The organism is Pontivivens nitratireducens, assembly GCF_014235845.1.
GTDB lineage: Bacteria > Pseudomonadota > Alphaproteobacteria > Rhodobacterales > Rhodobacteraceae > Pontivivens > Pontivivens nitratireducens.
The window spans coordinates 135,118-152,036 of the sequence record NZ_JACJUQ010000004.1 but is presented as its reverse complement, the minus strand read 5'-3'; the positions used below and the strand labels follow the sequence as shown (position 1 = coordinate 152,036).

Genomic DNA, 16,919 nt, shown 5'->3' with positions numbered 1-16,919 from the left:
CTCCGCCAACGGAGGGTGCCATGCTGATCTACAAGATTTTCCGACAGGCCGAATGGGACGCGCTGCGCGCCACAGGCGAAACCGCCGGTGCGCCGATCGACCTGAGCGACGGCTATATCCACTTTTCCACAGCCGAAACCGTGCGTGAAACGGCGGCGAAGCACTTTGCCGATGTGGATGGCCTGATCCTCGCCCTGGTGGACAGCGACCGGATCGCGGATGCGCTGAAGTGGGAGGTCAGCCGTGGCGGGGTGGAGTTTCCGCACCTTTACCGACCACTGGCACTGAACGAGGTTCACGCGCACGCCCCGCTGCCCCTGCGGGACGGTGCGCATGTCTTTCCGGAGGGGATCGCGTGATCGAACGCGCGGGCCTGGCCCTGCTGCACCGGCTCGATCCGGAGCGGGCGCACCGCTTCGCCATCCACGCCCTGCGCGCGGGATTGGTGCCGCGCCCCGGTCCTGTGACCTCTCCCCGTCTGGCCACGCAAATCGCGGGCATCGACCTGCCGAATCCGTTGGGCCTCGCCGCCGGGTTCGATAAGAATGCCGAGGCCGTCGACCCCCTGTTGATGAGTGGTCTGGGCTTCGTCGAGGTCGGCGCCGCGACTCCGCGCGCCCAGCCCGGCAATCCGAAACCACGCCTGTTCCGGTTGAGCGAGGACCGCGCGGTCATCAACCGCTTCGGGTTCAACAATGACGGGATGCAGGCGATCACCGCACGCTTGCAAGCACGCAAGCGTCCCGGCGTGGTCGGCCTGAACCTCGGCGCGAACAAGGACAGTGACGACCGAGCCGAGGATTTCGCCCGCGTCCTGACCCATGCGGGGCCGTTCATCGGCTTCGCCACGGTCAACGTCTCCTCCCCCAACACGGAGAAGCTGCGCGATCTGCAAGGCGCGCAGGCGCTGGCCAGCCTGCTGGACGGTGTAATGGTGGCCCGCGATGCGCTGGCCCGACCGATTCCCGTCTTCCTCAAGATCGCGCCGGATATGGACATGACCGCGCTGACCGAATTGTGCGATGTGGCGGTTTCGGCCAAGGTCGATGCCATCGTCGCTACGAACACGACATTGCGCCGCGACGGGCTGCACGGCCCCCATGCGGGCGAGGGCGGAGGGCTGTCCGGGGCGCCCCTGCGCGATCTGGCGCAGCAGGTGCTGGCGGAGGTCTATCGCCTGACGCAGGGCAAGGTGCCGCTGATCGGGGTCGGCGGCATCGCCAGCGGGGCGGACGCCTATGCCCGGATTCGGGCGGGGGCCACGGCGCTGCAGCTTTATTCCGCGCTGGTCTATGGCGGCATGGGCCTGATCGCCACGATCCTGCACGATCTGGACGCGCTGCTGGAGCGGGACGGCTTCGCATCGGTGGCGGATGCGGTCGGGGTGGATGCGGTGAGGCCGAATGTCTGAGACCGCCGCGACATCGCCGCGCTTGCGCCTCTGGGGCCGCGTGGATAAGTCGTTCGCATGAACATCTGGGAATTCGCCAACCCCGCGCGGTTCACGCGCCTCGTCAGTCGTGTCCTGCCCTGGGTGGCGGGTGCGGCGGCGCTGTGTCTTGCCGTGGGGCTGATCTGGGGGTTCTTCTTCACCCCTGACGATTTCAGGCAAGGCTCAACCGTCAAGATCATCTATATCCATGTGCCCGCGGCCTTCGTCGCGATCAATGCGTGGCTCATGATGTTCGTGATGTCGCTGATCTGGCTGATCCGGCGGCACCATGTCAGCGCGCTGGCCGCCCGCGCCGCCGCCCCCGTCGGGGCCGTGATGACGCTGGTGGCCCTGCTGACCGGCGCGATCTGGGGGCAGCCGATGTGGGGCACGTGGTGGGAATGGGATCCCAGGCTGACCTCGTTTCTGATCCTGTTCGTGTTCTACCTCGGCTATATCGCGCTGTGGCAAGCGGTGGATGAGCCGGACACCGCAGCCGATCTGACCGCGATCCTGTGTCTGGTCGGCTCCGTCTTTGCGCTGCTGTCACGCTATGCCGTGCTGATCTGGAATCAGGGCCTGCATCAGGGCGCTTCGCTGAGCCTGGACAGGGAGGAAAACGTCGCGGACGTCTTCTACCAGCCGCTGCTGTTTGCACTCGCAGGCTTCGTGCTGCTGTTCGTCGCGCTGGTGCTGCTGCGCACGCGCACGGAAATCCGGGCGCGGCGGCTGCGCGCGCTGATGCTGCGGGAGGCCGTGTGATGTTGGGGGAATACGCGCCGTTCGTCCTCGCCGCCTACGGCGTGACCATCGCGCTGGTCGGCGGGCTGGTCGCGCTGTCGGTCTGGCGTGGTGCGAGGGTCCGCGCGGCACTGGAAAAGGTGGAGCGCAAGGATGGCTGAACGTCGATTTTCCCCGATCCTGATCGTGCCGGTGCTGGCGATGATCATCCTCGGGACGTTCCTTTGGGGAATGTTGCGGGACAATCCCGACGAGCTGCAATCGCAGTTCATCGCACAGCCCGCCCCGCCCCTGAACGTGGAGCCGTTCGGCGGCCCCCTGCCCGAACTGGGCGGTGAAGTGATGCTGGTGAATTTCTGGGCCAGTTGGTGCGGTCCGTGCCGGATCGAGCATCCGGTGCTGATGGAACTGGCTGCAAGAGGTGTTCCAATTATCGGGATCAATTATAAAGATGATCCCGAAAACGCACGCGCATTTCTGGCGGAGCTGGGCGATCCTTATGTGGCGGTTGGAGCAGATGTGACAGGGCGCACCGGCATCGACTGGGGTATATATGGCGTGCCCGAAACCTTCATCATCAACGCGGAGGGGCGGATTTTACTGCGCTTTCCCGGCCCGGTGACGCTTGACGCATTGGCGACGCGCATGCGCTCCGCTGCTGAGGACGCGCTACTGCGCGCCGCATTGGCGGAGGCGCTACTGCGCGCCGCATTGGAGGAGGCGCTCGCTAACCAGTGATGTTAAAATCAGGCTCCAGCCAGCCAAGCTGCCGCCGCATCGCGGCTCGCGCCAGTTTCAGCGTCATCGCCTTGCGCCGTGCACCGGGCATCTTTTCAAGCGGGGCGTCGCGCACGATTGCGGCGTCGAACCGGTCCGCGATCATCAGGCCGGTATCGTCGGGCAGAACCTCGACCGGGAAATCCTGCGGCACGGCCCAGAAGAATCGGTCGCACCATTCCAGGTAGTTTTGCCATTTCGTGTCCGATCTGAAATCGGCCAGAGAGCTCTTGCACTCCACGATCCAGATCTCGCCCTTCGCCGTCAGCCCGATCACATCGACGCGCAAGCCGCGCACCGGCGCGAACTCCGTCAGTGCGGTCATGTCGAGCGTGTCGAGATGCCGCCACACGCCGCGTGCAATCTCGAATCCGGGGGCCATGCTGTCTGTCATGGGCCCATTGGAACGTACAGGGAACGCGCCGTCAATGTCAGAGTCGACACCCCCCTTGCATCCTGCAGTGATCGGCATACCTTGTGTCCCGGCGGGTGCTGTTCTTCGCGTGAGGGCTCTACATTCACGAGGCCTTACTTTTTCTTGAGGGAACTGGCTCTGCGACTGGTCCTGGCCTATCGCACCTGGTGCCCACCTGGTTTTCCAGGTCCCGAGAATAAGTTGCCCAACGGTCGCTACGGGCCCGCCACTTGATTCCCTGCGGTTTGCAACGTTAGCGTCGCGGGATGACCGAGACCAAATCCGACCTTAGAAAACGCGCCTTCGCGGCACGCAAGGCTGCTCATGCCGCTGGCCAGGGGGCAAGGCAGGGGGAGGCGACGTCTCATCTGTTGGCGGAGGTTCTGCGCCAGCCCCCCGGCATCGTCGCCGCCTACATGCCCATCCGGACGGAGATCGACCCGCTGCCTGCCATGCGCACGCTGGCCGAGCGGGGACATACGCTGTGCGTGCCGGTCATCAGGGCCAAGGCCGCGCCGCTGGAATTTCACGTCTGGACGCCGCGCGGCGCGATGATTTCCGGCCCGTTTGGGGCGTTGGTGCCCGAAACGGGTCAGGTGGTGCAGCCCGATACGCTGATCGTGCCGCTCGTCGCCTTCGATGATACGGGGCACCGGTTGGGCTATGGCGGCGGGTTCTATGATCGCACCTTGCAGAAGTTGCGGGCGATGAAACCTGTCCGCGCCATCGGTTTCGCGTATGCGGCCCAGCGGATGCCATTGATCGTCGAATCCACGGATCAGCCGCTGGACGTGATCGTGACGGAGCATGGCTCCCTTGCGCCATCGGCCGTCAAAGGCTAATCCGGCAGCATGCGTATTCTGTTTCTTGGCGATGTCATGGGCCGCTCCGGCCGCCGCGCGATCAGCGAGGGCCTCGCCGACCTTCGCGCGCGCCTGAAAACCGATTTCGTCGTCGTGAACGGTGAGAACGCTTCGGGCGGTATGGGCCTGACCGGCGCGCATGCGAACCTGCTGTTCGAGGCAGGAGCAGATTGCGTCACGCTGGGCGATCACGCCTTCGATCAAAAGGACATGCTGACCCATATCGCGGGCGACGATCGTATCGTGCGCCCCCTGAACTTCGCCAAGGATGCGCCGGGACGCGGCGCGCGGATTTTCGAGGTCAGCCGGGGCCGGTCGATCATGGTGGTGCAGGCATTGGGCCAGGTCTTCATGAAACGTCCCTTCGCTGATCCCTTCTCCGCGTTGGAGGCGGAGTTGAAGCGGGTTCCCATGGGCGCGCGCGTCAACGCCACGCTTGTGGATTTCCATGCCGAGGCCACGTCCGAGAAGATGGCGATGGGCCATTGGTGCGATGGACGGGCCAGCATGGTCGTGGGCACGCACACCCATGTGCCGACCGGCGATGCGCAGATTCTGGGCAAGGGCACCGCCTATATGACCGATGCGGGCATGTGCGGCGATTATGACAGCGTGATCGGTATGGAAAAGGCCGAGCCGATGCGCAGGTTCATCACAGGCATGCAGAAAACCCGGTTTACCCCGTCCGACGGGCCCGCGACCCTGTCGGGCTTTTTCGTTGTGACGGATGATCGGACCGGGGCGGCCAAATCCTGCCACCCGATCCGGGTCGGCGGGCGTTTGGGGCAAAGCCTGCCGGAAGCGTCTTCGGACTGATCGTCTTTTCCGCCGTGCACATATTCCCCCACGGGGGCAGTCGCGCCCCCGCGCACCGATCCCTACTTGAGTGCCACCCCGCGCTGCGCCATTGTCGGCGCAATGCGCTGATGGGGCCGCCAGAATGACCGAATTTATGTCTTTCCACTATGCCGGCGCGATTGCGGGCCTGCTGATCGTCTTCGCGATGTTCGGCCTGTTCCTGTTGGAACGCTGGCCGGTGGAGGTCGTGGCCATGGTCGCGGCGAGCACCATGGTCGTGACCGGATTGGTCGATCAGGACGCGGTTCTGTCGTCGATTGCCAACCCCGCACCGTGGACGATCGCGGCGATGTTCATCCTCAGCGGGGCGCTGGTGCGAACGGGCGCGCTGGCGGCGCTGACCCTGCCGATCGCCGCACAGGCGGACAAGCGGCCCGTGGTGGTCATCGCCACTCTGGCAGGCTTCACCGTGCTGGCCTCCGCTTTCATGAACAACACGCCGGTCGTGGTGATGCTGATCCCAGTGGTCGTGGGTTTGACCCAACAATTGGGTGTGACCCCGTCCAAGCTGCTGATTCCCCTCAGTTACACGGCGATCCTGGGGGGGCTTCTGACGCTGATCGGCACTTCCACCAACCTGTTGGTGGACGGTGTCGCGCGTGAGGCGGGAATGGCCCCCTTCACCCTGTTCGAGATCACGCCACTGGGCATCGTGCTGGTCGTCGTCGGTCTGATCTACATGCGCATCTTCGGGCCGATCCTGTTGCCTGAGCGTCAGTCGATGGCCGGTTTCCTGACGGATCGCAAAGCGCAGAAATTTTTCACCGAGGTGGCAATCCCGGCCGGTTCGCGCCTTGTCGGGCGCCCCGTGATGGAGGTCGAGCTGTTTCGCCGCGACGGAATGCGGGTGATCGACGTGTTGCGCGGCGATGCCTCGCTGCGGCGCAACTTCCCCGAGGTGGAGGTGCGCGGCGGCGATCGTGTGGTGTTGCGCACGGCGGTGAACGAGCTTCTGGGGCTCAAGGAAAGCCCCGACGTGGTCATGGTGGATCGCGCCGATGGGCGGACGATGGTGACGGTCGAGGCGCTGATCTCACCCGGTTGCCGTCTGGTCGGGCGCACGCTGGGCGGGTTGCGCCTGCGACGGCGCTACGGTGTCTATCCGCTGGCGATCCACCGCAGGAACCAAAACCTTGGCCGTCAGATGGACGATGTGGTCGTGCGCGTCGGCGACACCCTGCTGATCGAGGGCGACCCCGAGGATATCCAGCGTCTAGCCCGTGACGTCGATCTGGTGAATCTGGCCGAACCGATCGAGCGGCCGTACCGCCGGACCCATTCCCCCATCGTGCTGGCCGTGCTGTTCGGTGTCGTGGCGCTGGCGACGTTCGGCATAGCGCCCATTCACATCCTCAGTCTGATCGGCGTTGCTATCGTTCTGGCGGCGCGTGCGATTGACAGCGACGAGGCGATGGACTTTGTGGATGGACGGTTGCTGGCGCTGATCTTCTCGATGTTGATCATTGGGCGGGGCCTGCAGGATGCGGGCTCCGTCGATCTGATCGCAAATACGGTCGCCCCCTATTTGGGTCTGCTGCCACCGCCGCTGATGGTGTGGGCGGTCATCCTGATGACTTCGATTCTGACGGAGCTGGTCAGCAATAACGCAGTGGCGGTGGTGGTCACGCCGGTGGCGATCGGGCTGGCGCAGGCGCTGGGCGTCGATCCGCGACCGCTGGTAGTGGGGGTGATGGTGGCGGCCTCGGCCAGTTTCGCCACACCCATCGGCTATCAGACCAACACGCTGGTCTATGGTCCGGGAGGGTATCGGTTTACCGATTTCGTGCGGATCGGGGCGCCGCTCAACCTGCTGATCGGCGCGGTGTCGGCCTTCATCATTCCGCTGCTCTGGCCGCTTTGAGGGCGTGCGCACCGGGCGCGGTGCGCTTCGCAGAACCGGCCCGCGACCCCTCGCTTGAACACAGGGGCGCGCCTGACCTATAAGGCGCGCAGCATTCATCTTCTGCAATACGGGAGGCCCTTCATGGCCGGCCATTCCAAATGGGCAAACATTCAGCATCGCAAGGGCCGGCAGGACGCCGTGCGCTCCAAGATGTTCTCCAAGTTCTCCAAGGAGATCACCGTCGCGGCCAAGATGGGCGACCCCGATCCCGAAAAGAACCCGCGCCTGCGCCTCGCGGTGAAGGAAGCCAAGTCGCAGTCCATGCCCAAGGACAATATCGACCGCGCCATCAAGAAGGCCATCGGCGGCGATGCGGAGCATTACGATGAAATCCGCTATGAGGGCTACGGTCCCAACGGCGTCGCCATCATCGTCGAGGCGATGACCGACAACAAGAACCGCACCGCGTCCAACGTCCGTTCTATTTTCTCCAAGAACGGCGGAAATCTGGGGGAGACCGGCTCCGTCGGCTTCATGTTCGATCGCAAGGGTGAGATCACCTATAGCGCTGAGGTCGGTGACGCCGACACCGTGATGATGGCCGCGATCGAGGCCGGCGCCGAGGATGTCGAGAGCACCGAGGATGGCCACACCATCTATACCGACGCCAACGACCTGAACGCCGTCTCCACCGCGCTGGAGGCCGCGCTGGGTGAGAGTGAGAGCACCAAGCTGATCTGGAAACCCCAGACCACGACCGAAATGGGGCTGGAGGACGCGCAAAAGCTGATGCGCCTGATCGAGGCGCTGGAAGACGACGACGACGTGCAGACCGTCACCGCCAATTTCGACATCTCGGATGAGATCATGGAACAGCTCTGATCCATTCCGCCGGTCCTGTCGTTCGTACAGGGCCGGCCGATCGGTCGGCGCTTAGCCGGTGATCCGGGTCAGATGCCGAAACCGCAGGGCCATCATCGTCACGCTGACGATGCTGGCCAGCAAAATGCCCTGATAGATGCCGATCACGCCCGCTCCGCTACGGATGCCGAACCAGTATCCGGCGGGCACCATCACCAGCCAGTAGCTGACCAGATGCATCGCCGTCGGCACCCAGGTGTCGCCGCGTCCACGGCAGGCATGGCTCAGCACCGACTGGTTGCAATCGAACACCAGCGCCAGCGTCATCCAGGCCATCACCGGGGCCGCCGCCGCCAGCAGGACCGGATCGGTCGTGAACAGGCGCAGGGCCTGCATCGGAAAGGCGACGTAGATCACCGCAAACAGGCTGGCCAGCAGCGTGGTCAGCCCCAGCCCCGTCCACCCGGCCAGCGCCATGCCCCGCGCGTCGCCGCGCCCCCACGCATTGCCGACGCGCACCTGTGTCGCGGCTGCCAGCCCGAACGCCATCATGAAGGTCAGCGCCAGGAACTGGAACACCACCGCCTGCACGGCCAGCGCCATGGTGCCCAACCAGCCCACGAACAGCGTCATCATCACGAAGGCTCCGGCCTCGAAGCTGAACGACAGGCCTGCACCGTATCCGATGCGTCGCTGCTCCGCCGCCGTGGGGGCATTGGGTGACACCTGACCGATGCCATAGCGGGTGCGATCCGGCAGGCGGTGACGGGTATAGAGCCACAGGCCCGCCGCCAGCAGGGCGGAGTTGATGACAGTCGCCAGCGCGGCGCCTTCGGCCCCCATCTGAGGGAACGGCCCGATACCGTGAACCAGCAGGATGTTCAGCCCCAGATTCGAGATATTCGCCAGCGCCACCGCGAACATGCCCACCATCGGACGGTGAAGCGATTCCAGAAAGGTGGTGGTCGCAAAGTAGACCGCAACGAAGGGCAGCGCCAACGCCACCAGCCGCGTCACCGATCCCGCACTGGCCGCGCGCGCAGGCGTCTGACCCAGCAGGGCGAACAGTTGAGGCGAGAATTGCAGCAGCACGGCCAGCGCGCAGCCGATCAAGGCGCCATAGACCACGCCGCGCCACCAGATCGTGCCGGCCACATGGTCCAACCCCGCGCCTGTGCTGCGCGCCGTCAGAACCCCGATGCCCATTGTCAGCCCGCCCATTGTGGCGAGCAAACTGTCATATATCGACAGACCCAGCGTATAATCGGCAAGCTCCTCAGCCCCCGCCCGGCCCAGCACCATCACGTCCGCCGTGGTCAGGCCGACCAGCCCCATCCGCGCCAGCATTACCGGCCAGGCGAGGATCAGAGTCCGCCGAATGTGATCGGCAATGGTGTGATTTGGCAGGGTCGCATCGGTCATCCGTCCCGATACACCCGCCGCATGTCTGCGCCAAGTGCGCGATTGTACCGGCGCGATTCGGGCGGGGTACTCCTGATCAGACCTCGATCAGATCCCCCCGATCAGGCCACAATGATTGTCCCTGAGCGATCAGATCTGGGCACCCTCAACGTGATCCTTGAAATCCTCGAAGAACTTGTCCGCCATCTTCTTGGCGAAACCGTCCACAATGCGTGAGCCGAGCTGCGCCAGCTTGCCGCCGACCTTCGCATCCACGGTATAGGCCAATTCCGTGCCCTCGGCGGTTTCGCTCAGCGCAACGGCCGCCTGACCCTTGGCGAAGCCTGCCGCGCCGCCCTTGCCCTCACCCACGATGCGATAGCTTTCGGGCGCGTTCACATCCTCCAGCGTCACGGCGCCCTTGAAGGTCGCCTTTACCGGGCCGACCTTCTGCACGACCGTCGCCTCGAAGCCGTCATCAGCTGAGCCGGACAGTTCCTGACAGCCGGGAATGCAGGCCTTCAACGTCTCGGGATCGTTGAGCGCGGCCCACACGGTCGCGCGATCCGCGGCGATCAGGCGGGTGCCGGTAAGTTCCATGACGTATCTCCCTTAACAGTTTGCGCGAACCCTAGGCGCGCATCGCGATCACCGCAACGGGCGTTCAATCCAGCGCATAGGGCAGGCTTCCCCGCTGGTCGGGATCAATACGGACGGGGCGTTCCAGCGGCGGCACGGCGCGTTGATGGCATTGAATGCGCGGGCAGATCCGGCACGAGACGCCGATCGGTTCGAATGATGGCGCGCCATCGACCATACCGTCCGCATAGACCAGCTCGGACGCATGCGCGATCTCGCAGCCCAGCCCGATGGCTTGCCGGCGGACGGGCGCGTCGAAGCTGCCACCGCGTTTTGACACGTCACGCGAAAGGCAGAAATAGCGCACGCCGTCGGGGGTTTCGGCAAGTTGCCGCAGGAATCTGTCGGGCCGTTCAAACGCGGTATGGACGTTCCACAACGGACAGGCACCGCCGAACCGTGCGAATTGCAGATGCGTTGCGGAATGGCGCTTGGTGATCGTTCCCGACGGGTCCACCCGCACGAAAAAGAACGGCACCCCCCGCGCGCCCGGTCGTTGCAGGGTGGACAGACGGTGCGCCACCTGCTCGATCGATGCGCCGAAATCTCTCGCCAACCGCTCCAGATCGTGCCGGGCGTCGCGGGCGGCCTTTGCAAACCGGGTGTAGGGCATCTGTGCCGCTCCGGCGAAATAGTTCGCCAGACCCACCCGTGCGATGGCGCGTGCGCCCTCCGAGGTGAACCGCGCCAGATCCAGCGTGGCGTCGATCAGCTCCCCATGGGCGATCATGCCGATCTGATGCAGGGCCTGAAACACCTGGGTCTGCACGCTCACCGAATCCGACAGGGTCAGCACCGTGCCATCGAAATGACGCACCGGCCCGCCCGACACGCGCCGCAAGGTCATGCCTTTATCCGCCATCCAGATCGTCAGGTCGTCCATGATGTCACGCCCGGACAGGTTGCGGCTGGCAAATCCCTCCGCCGCGCGGTCAATGGCGTCGATGTAATTGTCGCAATAGTGGAAGAAGTCGCGGACCTCCTCCCACGGTTGCGGGACCAGCCCGGTATGGGCGAGCTTCTCATCCAGCGTGGCGAGACGCTCGGTCGTTTCCTTGTGCTGCCGATGCAGTTTGAGAAAGGCCCGCGCCAATGCGGGCGCATTGCTGGCGGTCAGAGTCAGATCCGCCTGCGGAACGTCGTCGAATTCGGGGTCGGCCAGGGCCTCACGCATGTCGGTGGCGATGCGCTCTGCCTCACCAGCCTCCAATGTCGTGATGTCGTAGGCGAATTCCCGCGCCAGCGCCAACAGGACGGAGGAGGCGACGGGCCTGTGATTGTTCTCCATCTGGTTGAGATAGCTGAGCGAGACGCCCAGACGCGCCGCGAATGCCTTTTGCGTCAGTTCATGCGTCCTGCGCAGTTCGCGGAGTTTCGCCCCGGCATAGAGTTTCGTGCGCGCCATCTCACCTTACCCGCTTTGCAAATTCGCAATTCGCATTGTGGATATCAGATAAACTATGCAAATCCACGTTATTTTGGTTTCAAGCTGCCTTTCGCCCGGCTAGTCTTGGGGCAAATCAGGCTTGCGGAGGGCCCCGTGAAGGACATTCTCGATCAACTCGAACAACGCCGTGCAGATGCCCGCCTTGGGGGCGGTCAGGCGCGGATCGACCGGCAGCACCAGAATGGGAAGTTGACGGCGCGCGAACGTCTGGACGTGCTGCTCGATCCGGGCAGTTTCGAGGAATACGACATGTTTGTCGCGCATCGCGCGGTCGATTTCGGGATGGAGCAGCAAAAATACCCCGGTGACGGCGTCGTTACCGGCTGGGGCACGATCAATGGGCGGCAGGTCTATGTGTTCAGTCAGGATTTCACCGTCCTCGGCGGCTCCCTGTCCGAAACCCACGCGCAGAAGATTTGCAAGATCATGGACATGGCGCTGCAAAACGGCGCGCCTGTGATCGGTCTGAACGATTCGGGTGGCGCGCGTATTCAGGAGGGGGTCGCCTCCCTCGCCGGATATGCCGAGGTGTTCCAGCGCAATATCGAGGCCTCGGGCGTCATCCCGCAGATCTCCGTCATTATGGGGCCGTGCGCGGGCGGGGCGGTATATTCCCCCGCGATGACCGACTTCATCTTCATGGTGCGCGACAGCTCCTACATGTTCGTGACCGGTCCCGATGTGGTGAAGACCGTGACGAATGAGACGGTAACGTCCGAGGAACTGGGCGGCGCGTCCACCCACACCACCAAGTCCTCCGTTGCCGATGCCGCGTATGAGAACGACGTGGAGGCCCTGGCCGAGGTGCGCCGTCTGGTGGACATGCTGCCATTGAGCAACCGTGAGAAACCGCCCGTCCGCCCCTCCTTCGACGATGCGGACCGGGGGGATTACAGCCTCGACACGTTGATCCCCGACAACGCGAACACCCCCTACGACATGAAGGAACTCATCACGAAAATCGCGGATGAGGGCGATTTCTTCGAGATGCAGGCCGCCTATGCCAAGAACATCCTGACCGGGTTCATCCGGTTGGAGGGGCGCACCGTCGGCGTCGTCGCGAACCAGCCTATGGTGCTGGCCGGGTGCCTCGACATCGCCGCCAGCCGCAAGGCCGCGCGCTTCGTGCGCTTTTGCGACTGTTTCGAGATTCCGCTGCTGACACTGGTGGACGTGCCCGGCTTCCTGCCCGGCACCTCGCAGGAATGGAACGGCGTCATCAAGCACGGCGCGAAACTGCTGTTCGCCTATGGTGAGGCGACGGTACCCAAGGTGACGGTCATCACGCGCAAGGCCTATGGCGGTGCCTATGACGTGATGGCGTCCAAGCATATCAAGGCCGACGTGAACTATGCCTGGCCCACGGCAGAAATCGCCGTGATGGGCGCGAAGGGCGCGGTCGAGATCATCTATCGCAACGAACTGGGCGATCCGGACAAGATCGCGGCGCGCACCGCCGATTACGAACAGGCCTTCGCCAATCCGTTCAAGGCGGCCGAGAAGGGCTTCATCGATGAGGTGATCTTGCCCCACTCCACCCGCCGCCGCCTGACCCGCGCCTTTGCCTCGCTGCGCAACAAGAAACAGGCGCTGCCTTGGAAAAAGCACGACAACATTCCACTCTGATAGAAACCTACGTTTCGAAAGGAGGACAGGACCATGACCAAGGACCACGGAAAATCCATCAAGGACGATGAGAAATACGAGGCGCTGCGCGACGAGGGCTATTCCAAGTCCAAGGCCGCCGCGATCGCCAATGCGGGCGATTCCGCCTCTGAAAAGGGCGGCTCCAACCCGCCTTATGAGGAGTGGACGAAAGAGGAGTTGTACGATCGGGCACAGGAGCTCGACATCGAGGGGCGCTCGGACATGAGCAAGGACGAATTGATCGAGGCCTTGCGCAAGTGAGCCGGAGGGGCTGGCATATGGATCGCGACGCGGACGTCCTGACGCTGGCCCGACAGCGCCCCGCCCGGTTCGATGTGGCGGCCCGCACCAGCTTCCCACCGCTTCGGCGCGGGCGGCTGGCCCATCTGATCCGGCAGGACCTGTGGCGGGCATTGCAATCGCTGCGGGGCTTTTCGCCAGTGGTGCGGATCGCAACGATGCCCGGCGGGCTGATGGTGACGGCAGGGGGCCGCGTGTCCGGCCCTGTCGCCCCGACCGTGCAGCGCCGCATCGCCGCCCTGTTGGAGGATCCTGAACGTCGCGCCCGCTGGAGCACGAACGCGCGTCTTGGCGATCCCGCCGTCTAGACGGCAGACATTCCGCGCGACCCGATGGGGCGATCGCGCGGTGGCATTGGAGAGAGACGAGAGATGAAGACGCTTTTCACCCTTTTGCTGCTCACGGCCCCCATCGCCGTGCCCGCATGTGAACTCGATGCGATCCGGGCGGCGGCGCGATGACTCCAACGATATCCAGTATAGGACGCATTAAGCTGCTGTGGAACGGTTCGCCTGCGCAAACGTTTTTCCCTGAGACATGTAGTTTCACAGGGTCAAAATTATGTTCGCACGTCGTGTCACCGTCCTGTCGGGTTCGACAGATCAAAAGATCGGTGCCATTCCAAGTGCGGGCCCTGCCAGCGACTGATTGCAATCGGGGCGCTGCGCGGCCTCGATGCGCATCGCCTCTTCATCAAGCCCCTAGAGGGGCTGACAGGAGGATAGAATGTCTATTTCCAAAATGCTCAGCGCAGGAGCCGTCGGTTTCCTGCTTCTCACCAGTGTCGCAGGATGCGAAGTGGCGACGGGTGCGGCAGTCGGCGCAGGTATTGGCGCGGTCGGAGCCGAAGCAACCGGTAACGACGTCGAGGACGGTGCAGCCGTCGGCGGCCTGGTTGGCGCAGGGATTGGCGCGGCCAACTGATTGGCGGGCATCCCCCCGTCCGAGGGGGATGCAATGCTGAAACATCGCGGTTTTCCGGGCCGTTTGCGCGGCACGGACTATCAATTCACGATTCGCCGTGCCGCCACGAAGGGCATCACGGAGATCAAGGCGCGGGAGCGGTATCGCGACCGCCGCAAACCTGATCTGGAGGCAGACGAGGGGTTCCTTGCCGCCCTGATCGAAGCGTTTGGCGATGAACCGTTCGAGCGTGGCAATCTGGATGCGGGTCGCCTGTCCTGGCTGTTCGGTCGGGAGGTGGTTCCCGCTGAGGAGCCGTTCGACCCCGCCTCCTACGAAGCGTTGTTGCGGGTGGACATGGATGTCGCCCGCCGCAACTTTCCCGATATTTTCATCTGATGCGCGCGGGGCTGTTCCTCATGTCGCTGTCGCTCGGCGGGTGCACTGTCATATCTGTGGCGGGCGCTGGCATTTCCGCTGTCGGCAAAGGCATCAGCGTGGCGGCAGATGTCGGCTCGACTGCCGTCGGCGCCATTGTGCCGGGGGGCTAGCTCATGTTTTCGATCCAAATCCTGCGAGGCCCCGTGCTTCGCTTCTTCACTCTCTTTCTCACCCTGTCGATGCTGACGGCCTGCACGAGTGCGGGCATCGGCGTGGGGCCGGGTGGGGTAAATCTCAACCTGGGCGGTTCTGTCGGCGGCGTGGGCCTTGGGGCCAGCGTGCCCGTCAATTGATCGCCTGTCCGCAACTCCTGTCTGCCTGAACGAAAGATCTGCTCATGTTCAAGAAAATCCTCATCGCCAACCGGGGCGAGATCGCCTGTCGCGTCATCAAGACCGCCCGCAAGATGGGGATCGCGACCGTCGCGGTCTATTCCGATGCGGATCGTGACGCGCTGCACGTCCAGATGGCGGACGAGGCCGTGCATATTGGGCCGCCGCCGGCCAATCAGTCCTATATCGTGATCGACAAGATCATGGAGGCGATCCGCCAGACCGGGGCAGAGGCCGTGCATCCCGGCTATGGCTTCCTGTCCGAACGCGCCGAATTTGCCGAGGCGCTGGCCGCCGCGAACGTCGCCTTTATCGGACCGCCCGTCGGCGCGATCGAGGCGATGGGCGACAAGATCACGTCCAAGAAACTGGCGGCGGAGGCCGGCGTGTCCACCGTTCCCGGCTATATGGGCCTGATCGACGATGCCGAACACGCCGCGAAAATCGCGGGCGAGGTCGGCTATCCGGTGATGATCAAGGCATCCGCGGGCGGCGGCGGCAAGGGGATGCGCATTGCCTGGAACGACGACGAGGCGCGCGAGGGTTTCGCTTTGTCCAAATCGGAGGCGGCAAATTCCTTCGGTGACGACCGTATCTTCATCGAGAAATTCGTGACCCAGCCCCGCCATATCGAAATACAGGTGCTGGGCGACAAGCATGGCAACTGCATCTATCTGGGTGAGCGTGAATGTTCCATTCAGCGCCGCAACCAGAAGGTCATCGAGGAAGCCCCCTCGCCATTTCTGGACGAGGCGACGCGCAAGGCGATGGGTGAGCAATCCGTCGCGTTGGCCAAGGCGGTGGATTATTGCTCTGCCGGCACCGTCGAGTTCATCGTCGATGGCGACCGCAATTTCTACTTCCTGGAAATGAACACCCGCTTGCAGGTGGAACACCCCGTGACGGAGCTGATTACCGGCGTCGATCTGGTCGAACAGATGATCCGCGTCGCCTATGGCGAGCATCTCGAAATCCAGCAGGACGACGTGAAGCTGGACGGCTGGGCCATCGAGAGCCGCCTTTATGCCGAGGATCCGTTCCGCAACTTCCTGCCCTCCATCGGGCGTCTGACCCGCTACCGCCCCCCGCAGGAAATCGAGCGACGCGTGCGCAACGATACCGGCGTCTATGAGGGAGGTGAGATCAGCCGCTTTTACGATCCGATGATCGCCAAGCTGTGTTCCTGGGGCGCGACCCGTGAGGCCGCGATCGAGGAGATGCGCGGCGCGCTCGACCGGTTCGAGGTGGACGGCATCGGCCACAACCTGCCGTTCCTGTCCGCCGTGATGGATCACCCGCGTTTCGTTTCGGGCAATATCACCACCGCCTTTATCGAGGAGGAATACCCCGAGGGGTTCGAGGGCGCGGCCCTGGCCGATACCGACGCAACCCGCCTGTCCGCCGTCGCCGCGGCCTGTCATCTGGTGCGCCAGCGGCGCGCGGGGCAGGTGTCCGGCGCGATGGAGGGACGCGAATACAAACCCGGTGCGGACTGGGTGGTGCAAATGTCGGGCGACAGCCGCCCCGTCACCGTCACCGATGCGGGCGATTGGTTGTTCAAGGTGACCATCGACGGCGCGACCCTGACCATTGACCTGACGAAATGGCGTCCCGGCGATGTGATGATCGACGCTGCGGTCGATGGTGTGCCCATGCCGCTGAAGGTCACGCGGATCACCGACGGCTATCGCATCGCGTGGCGCGGTGCCTCTCGCAAGGTCTTCATCCGCTCGCCCCGGGTGGCCGAGCTTGCAGCGCTGATGCCCGAGAAGCTGCCGCCTGATACATCCAAGATGCTGCTGTGCCCCATGCCCGGTCTGGTCATGTCCATCGCCGTGGCCGAGGGCGATGAGGTGCAGGAGGGGCAGGCGCTTTGCACCGTCGAGGCCATGAAGATGGAGAATGTCCTGCGGGCTGAGCGCAAGGGGGTTGTTTCCGCCATCAAGGCCGAACCGGGTGACAGCCTTGCCGTGGATGCCGTCATCATGGAATTCGAGTGACGTGACCGGCGCGACACCG

General features: G+C 64.1%; 20 protein-coding genes and 1 other RNA gene. 17 read left to right on the top strand and 4 right to left on the bottom strand.

Going from position 1 to position 16,919, the window contains the following annotated elements:
* Positions 1 to 20 precede the first annotated feature (20 nt).
* From H1S03_RS06565 to H1S03_RS06545, 5 genes are read left to right on the top strand one after another with little or no spacing between them, the layout of a single operon-like run.
* On the top strand, positions 21 to 359 hold the full coding sequence (locus H1S03_RS06565; RefSeq protein WP_185803712.1) for a DUF952 domain-containing protein: 339 nt from the start codon (positions 21 to 23) through the stop codon (positions 357 to 359).
* Complete coding sequence (locus H1S03_RS06560) at positions 356 to 1,411, top strand: quinone-dependent dihydroorotate dehydrogenase (RefSeq protein WP_185803711.1); 1,056 nt, start codon at positions 356 to 358, stop codon at positions 1,409 to 1,411. The genes H1S03_RS06565 and H1S03_RS06560 overlap by 4 nt, the downstream gene beginning before the upstream one ends.
* A gap of 57 nt (positions 1,412 to 1,468) precedes the next feature.
* A complete protein-coding gene (locus H1S03_RS06555) occupies positions 1,469 to 2,194 on the top strand; it encodes a heme ABC transporter permease (protein WP_185803710.1) in 726 nt (241 codons plus the stop codon).
* Entirely contained in the window at positions 2,194 to 2,334 is a 141-nt protein-coding gene (gene ccmD, locus H1S03_RS06550) for a heme exporter protein CcmD (RefSeq protein WP_185803709.1), read from the top strand. The genes H1S03_RS06555 and ccmD overlap by 1 nt, the downstream gene beginning before the upstream one ends.
* Positions 2,327 to 2,911: a DsbE family thiol:disulfide interchange protein gene (locus H1S03_RS06545; RefSeq protein WP_430700885.1), complete on the top strand. Its 585-nt coding sequence runs from the start codon at positions 2,327 to 2,329 to the stop codon at positions 2,909 to 2,911. Before ccmD ends, H1S03_RS06545 begins: the two co-directional genes overlap by 8 nt.
* Here H1S03_RS06545 and H1S03_RS06540 read toward each other — a convergent pair.
* Positions 2,901 to 3,344 carry an MmcB family DNA repair protein gene (locus tag H1S03_RS06540; protein ID WP_185803708.1) on the bottom strand — a complete coding sequence of 148 codons (444 nt, stop codon included), beginning with the start codon at positions 3,342 to 3,344 and terminating at the stop codon, positions 2,901 to 2,903. The two genes, H1S03_RS06545 and H1S03_RS06540, sit on opposite strands and share 11 nt — an antisense overlap.
* A 92-nt stretch (positions 3,345 to 3,436) precedes the next feature.
* Here H1S03_RS06540 and ssrS point away from each other — a divergent pair.
* The 5 genes from ssrS to H1S03_RS06520 all read left to right on the top strand — a co-directional run bounded on the left by ssrS (position 3,437) and on the right by H1S03_RS06520 (position 7,811).
* A non-coding RNA gene (ssrS, locus tag H1S03_RS17765) (6S RNA) lies at positions 3,437 to 3,593 on the top strand.
* Between the two features lie 38 nt (positions 3,594 to 3,631).
* Positions 3,632 to 4,207: a 5-formyltetrahydrofolate cyclo-ligase gene (locus H1S03_RS06535; RefSeq protein ID WP_185803707.1), complete on the top strand. Its 576-nt coding sequence runs from the start codon at positions 3,632 to 3,634 to the stop codon at positions 4,205 to 4,207.
* 9 nt (positions 4,208 to 4,216) lie between these two features.
* Positions 4,217 to 5,044: a TIGR00282 family metallophosphoesterase gene (locus H1S03_RS06530; RefSeq protein WP_166189634.1), complete on the top strand. Its 828-nt coding sequence runs from the start codon at positions 4,217 to 4,219 to the stop codon at positions 5,042 to 5,044.
* Between the two features lie 124 nt (positions 5,045 to 5,168).
* On the top strand, positions 5,169 to 6,947 hold the full coding sequence (locus H1S03_RS06525; RefSeq protein ID WP_185803706.1) for an SLC13 family permease: 1,779 nt from the start codon (positions 5,169 to 5,171) through the stop codon (positions 6,945 to 6,947).
* A gap of 123 nt (positions 6,948 to 7,070) precedes the next feature.
* Entirely contained in the window at positions 7,071 to 7,811 is a 741-nt protein-coding gene (locus H1S03_RS06520; protein ID WP_185803705.1) for a YebC/PmpR family DNA-binding transcriptional regulator, read from the top strand.
* Positions 7,812 to 7,862: 51 nt separating this feature from the next.
* Here H1S03_RS06520 and H1S03_RS06515 read toward each other — a convergent pair whose 3' ends face one another.
* The 3 genes from H1S03_RS06515 to H1S03_RS06505 all read right to left on the bottom strand — a co-directional run bounded on the left by H1S03_RS06515 (position 7,863) and on the right by H1S03_RS06505 (position 11,235).
* Positions 7,863 to 9,212: an MATE family efflux transporter gene (locus tag H1S03_RS06515; protein WP_185803704.1), complete on the bottom strand. Its 1,350-nt coding sequence runs from the start codon at positions 9,210 to 9,212 to the stop codon at positions 7,863 to 7,865.
* 129 nt (positions 9,213 to 9,341) lie between these two features.
* Positions 9,342 to 9,791, bottom strand: a complete 450-nt coding sequence (locus tag H1S03_RS06510; RefSeq protein ID WP_185803703.1) for an SRPBCC family protein — start codon at positions 9,789 to 9,791, stop codon at positions 9,342 to 9,344.
* 64 nt (positions 9,792 to 9,855) lie between these two features.
* Positions 9,856 to 11,235, bottom strand: a complete 1,380-nt coding sequence (locus H1S03_RS06505; RefSeq protein WP_185803702.1) for a helix-turn-helix domain-containing protein — start codon at positions 11,233 to 11,235, stop codon at positions 9,856 to 9,858.
* Between the two features lie 135 nt (positions 11,236 to 11,370).
* Here H1S03_RS06505 and H1S03_RS06500 point away from each other — a divergent pair, with 135 nt between their 5' ends.
* The 7 genes from H1S03_RS06500 (at position 11,371) to H1S03_RS06470 (ending at position 16,900) form a co-directional block, all read left to right on the top strand.
* Complete coding sequence (locus tag H1S03_RS06500; protein ID WP_185803701.1) at positions 11,371 to 12,903, top strand: carboxyl transferase domain-containing protein; 1,533 nt, start codon at positions 11,371 to 11,373, stop codon at positions 12,901 to 12,903.
* Positions 12,904 to 12,936: 33 nt separating this feature from the next.
* Positions 12,937 to 13,185 (top strand): DUF7218 family protein, encoded by a 249-nt coding sequence (locus H1S03_RS06495; protein ID WP_166189648.1) that lies wholly within the window; start codon positions 12,937 to 12,939, stop codon positions 13,183 to 13,185.
* A gap of 17 nt (positions 13,186 to 13,202) precedes the next feature.
* A complete protein-coding gene (locus tag H1S03_RS06490; protein WP_185803700.1) occupies positions 13,203 to 13,532 on the top strand; it encodes a hypothetical protein in 330 nt (109 codons plus the stop codon).
* 418 nt (positions 13,533 to 13,950) lie between these two features.
* Positions 13,951 to 14,148, top strand: a complete 198-nt coding sequence (locus H1S03_RS06485) for a hypothetical protein (protein WP_185803699.1) — start codon at positions 13,951 to 13,953, stop codon at positions 14,146 to 14,148.
* A gap of 33 nt (positions 14,149 to 14,181) precedes the next feature.
* Positions 14,182 to 14,526 carry a hypothetical protein gene (locus H1S03_RS06480; RefSeq protein ID WP_185803698.1) on the top strand — a complete coding sequence of 115 codons (345 nt, stop codon included), beginning with the start codon at positions 14,182 to 14,184 and terminating at the stop codon, positions 14,524 to 14,526.
* A 155-nt stretch (positions 14,527 to 14,681) separates the two neighbouring features.
* Positions 14,682 to 14,861 (top strand): hypothetical protein, encoded by a 180-nt coding sequence (locus H1S03_RS06475; protein ID WP_185803697.1) that lies wholly within the window; start codon positions 14,682 to 14,684, stop codon positions 14,859 to 14,861.
* Positions 14,862 to 14,905: 44 nt separating this feature from the next.
* Positions 14,906 to 16,900 carry an acetyl-CoA carboxylase biotin carboxylase subunit gene (locus tag H1S03_RS06470; RefSeq protein WP_185803696.1) on the top strand — a complete coding sequence of 665 codons (1,995 nt, stop codon included), beginning with the start codon at positions 14,906 to 14,908 and terminating at the stop codon, positions 16,898 to 16,900.
* The last annotated feature ends 19 nt before the right edge of the window (positions 16,901 to 16,919 follow it).

What these genes read in the sequence shown, in the direction of transcription:
- H1S03_RS06490 (WP_185803700.1), top strand. Translation starts at nt 13,203, where the DNA reads ATGGATCGCGACGCGGACGTCCTGACGCTGGCCCGACAGCGCCCCGCC.
- H1S03_RS06530 (WP_166189634.1), top strand. Translation starts at nt 4,217, where the DNA reads ATGCGTATTCTGTTTCTTGGCGATGTCATGGGCCGCTCCGGCCGCCGC.
- H1S03_RS06495 (WP_166189648.1), top strand. Translation starts at nt 12,937, where the DNA reads ATGACCAAGGACCACGGAAAATCCATCAAGGACGATGAGAAATACGAG.
- H1S03_RS06505 (WP_185803702.1), bottom strand. Translation starts at nt 11,235, where the DNA reads ATGGCGCGCACGAAACTCTATGCCGGGGCGAAACTCCGCGAACTGCGC.
- H1S03_RS06535 (WP_185803707.1), top strand. Translation starts at nt 3,632, where the DNA reads ATGACCGAGACCAAATCCGACCTTAGAAAACGCGCCTTCGCGGCACGC.
- H1S03_RS06540 (WP_185803708.1), bottom strand. Translation starts at nt 3,344, where the DNA reads ATGACAGACAGCATGGCCCCCGGATTCGAGATTGCACGCGGCGTGTGG.
- H1S03_RS06480 (WP_185803698.1), top strand. Translation starts at nt 14,182, where the DNA reads ATGCTGAAACATCGCGGTTTTCCGGGCCGTTTGCGCGGCACGGACTAT.
- H1S03_RS06515 (WP_185803704.1), bottom strand. Translation starts at nt 9,212, where the DNA reads ATGACCGATGCGACCCTGCCAAATCACACCATTGCCGATCACATTCGG.
- H1S03_RS06545 (WP_430700885.1), top strand. Translation starts at nt 2,327, where the DNA reads ATGGCTGAACGTCGATTTTCCCCGATCCTGATCGTGCCGGTGCTGGCG.
- H1S03_RS06510 (WP_185803703.1), bottom strand. Translation starts at nt 9,791, where the DNA reads ATGGAACTTACCGGCACCCGCCTGATCGCCGCGGATCGCGCGACCGTG.
- ccmD (WP_185803709.1), top strand. Translation starts at nt 2,194, where the DNA reads ATGTTGGGGGAATACGCGCCGTTCGTCCTCGCCGCCTACGGCGTGACC.
- H1S03_RS06555 (WP_185803710.1), top strand. Translation starts at nt 1,469, where the DNA reads ATGAACATCTGGGAATTCGCCAACCCCGCGCGGTTCACGCGCCTCGTC.
- H1S03_RS06525 (WP_185803706.1), top strand. Translation starts at nt 5,169, where the DNA reads ATGACCGAATTTATGTCTTTCCACTATGCCGGCGCGATTGCGGGCCTG.
- H1S03_RS06485 (WP_185803699.1), top strand. Translation starts at nt 13,951, where the DNA reads ATGTCTATTTCCAAAATGCTCAGCGCAGGAGCCGTCGGTTTCCTGCTT.
- H1S03_RS06565 (WP_185803712.1), top strand. Translation starts at nt 21, where the DNA reads ATGCTGATCTACAAGATTTTCCGACAGGCCGAATGGGACGCGCTGCGC.
- H1S03_RS06470 (WP_185803696.1), top strand. Translation starts at nt 14,906, where the DNA reads ATGTTCAAGAAAATCCTCATCGCCAACCGGGGCGAGATCGCCTGTCGC.
- H1S03_RS06475 (WP_185803697.1), top strand. Translation starts at nt 14,682, where the DNA reads ATGTTTTCGATCCAAATCCTGCGAGGCCCCGTGCTTCGCTTCTTCACT.
- H1S03_RS06520 (WP_185803705.1), top strand. Translation starts at nt 7,071, where the DNA reads ATGGCCGGCCATTCCAAATGGGCAAACATTCAGCATCGCAAGGGCCGG.